Source organism: Campylobacter showae CC57C (assembly GCF_000344295.2).
Lineage (GTDB): Bacteria > Campylobacterota > Campylobacteria > Campylobacterales > Campylobacteraceae > Campylobacter_A > Campylobacter_A showae_B.
In genome coordinates this window covers 1-1,964 of record NZ_AOTD01000247.1, presented here as the reverse complement: position 1 = coordinate 1,964, position 1,964 = coordinate 1, and the positions used below count along the sequence as shown (strand labels likewise).

Annotated in this window: 2 protein-coding genes; both read right to left on the bottom strand. The window is 40.9% G+C overall.

Annotated features, from left to right (window positions below; genetic code table 11):
- A partial coding sequence (locus H740_RS09960) for a methyl-accepting chemotaxis protein (protein ID WP_002953645.1) occupies nt 1-1,537 on the bottom strand: 1,537 nt, incomplete at its 3' end.
- 33 nt (nt 1,538-1,570) lie between these two features.
- On the bottom strand, nt 1,571-1,964 hold a 394-nt coding region (locus tag H740_RS09955; protein ID WP_002953644.1), incomplete at its 5' end, for a methyl-accepting chemotaxis protein.

Here is a 1,964-nt window from a genome sequence, read left to right as displayed (position 1 = left end):
TCTGCTCGACTGCGGCGGCGCTTTCTTGTAGCGAGCTTGCCTGTACGTTAGCGCCGTTTGTAAGCTCTTTCATCGACTCGGCCAACATACCGGCTTTTTCTTCTAGTAATTTAGCTTGCTCTAAATTTATATTGAGCATATTTGTGATCTCTTCGCCTAGCGAGTTGATACCTGCAGCCATCTTGCCGCTATCATCAAGTCTTTTTGTGAAGTCTTGCGCTTTAAAGCTCTCTAGCAATCTTATAACCTCATTGCTATTTTCAGCGATCGCGTCTTTTAGGGCCGCTTGAAGCTGGGCAAAAGTAGATTTTAGCTGATTTAGCGCAGGGTTAGAGGTATGCGCATCAAGAGTCGCCGTAAAGTCGCCCGCCTTTATCTTATCTACAAAAGCGTTTGCTTCTTTGATAAAGTTATTTTCAGCAGTATTTGACGCCTCGACTTTGCTTATATTTTCGTTTATAAGCACCGCCATAACCCCAAATTCGTCCTTTGTGGCCACATTTGCTTTAAGCGGCTCTTTGGTTTCGTAGTTTAGGTATTTGAAAAACGCATCTAGCGCGCTTGATATGATACCAAGAGGCTTCAAGAAATATCCGACCATAAACACCAAGATAACGACGATAATCGCGATAAATACGAGCGAAGATACGGACTGATTTAATAAAACGCTATCTAGTATAGGATCATAATCTTCTACAGAGTTATTAGAGCACACGAGCCAATTTGCTCTATCGTATTTTTGGCATGCAAAAATTCTTTCATCTTCACCGATCTTATTAAAAAATGCTTTACCACCGTCTTTATTGTAGCTATTTATGATAAATTCGACAGATTTTTTTATCTCGGGATCAGAAGATAAAATATATTTGCTATCCGGATGATAAACAATGAGTTGAGTATCTAGATCTATTATCAATGGTACGCTAGTTTTAGACTCTTTTGATTTTGCCAAGCTACTTGCTACGCCGTCTAGATACAAATCCGCAGCTACTACGCCTGCAGCTTTACCGTCTATCGTAAACGACTTAGCTATGGTCATAGTGGTTTTTCCGCTAGATTGTGCTATATACGGAGGCGTAAAGTAGAGCTTACCGCTAGAAACACTTTGTTTAAACCAACCCTTTTCTCTAGAGTCAAATTTATCCTTTTCAGGCGTCAATTTTAAAAATTTAGGCCCTCTTCCAGCTTGTGCGACCGCATCATAAAGCTCGCCGTTATCTGCAAAGCCTATGTAAAACTCAGGTATATCTAGAGTAGTAGCCATAGTCATCAGACGATCTTTAAGTTGCTCCCTGTCCGTCATGAGACTAGGATTTTCTTCTATATATCGCATTAGCCCCTCTACTGCATAAACCTTACTGCTAAGATACTCATCGACATAAACCTCCAAAGAACGCGCGATGGCCTCCTTTGAATTTTTCGAAACGTCCAAAATAGTATTCTTAGTACTATTGTAGTTCATGGCCGCAAATATAGTAAATAGTACGGCCAGCAATGCAAAAATGATAAAAGCTATCTTATTTGCAACCTTTTTCATCTAAACCCTCCTTTGGTAATTTTTATTTTTGTTTTAAAATTTCTTTTTTCTCACGTCTTGCGCGATAGTCTTAGCCATATGATCCACTTCGGCAGTGACTACGTTGGTTTCGTTTGCCACCCTGACGTTTTGCTTGGTTAGCTCATCAACATGAGACACGCCTTGATTGATTAAATTTATAGCTTCGCTTTGCTCCCTGATGCTTTCGCTCATTTCATTTATGCTTTGAGCTAGTACGTTTGTATTAGCTTCGATTTCGCCGAGCGATTTTTGAGTACGTTCGGCTAGCTTTCTAACCTCATCAGCAACTACGGCAAAACCGCGCCCATGCTCGCCTGCTCTTGCCGCCTCGATAGCAGCATTTAGAGCTAGCAAATTCGTCTGATCTGCGATATCTCGGATGATCACGATGATGTTTTTGATCTCC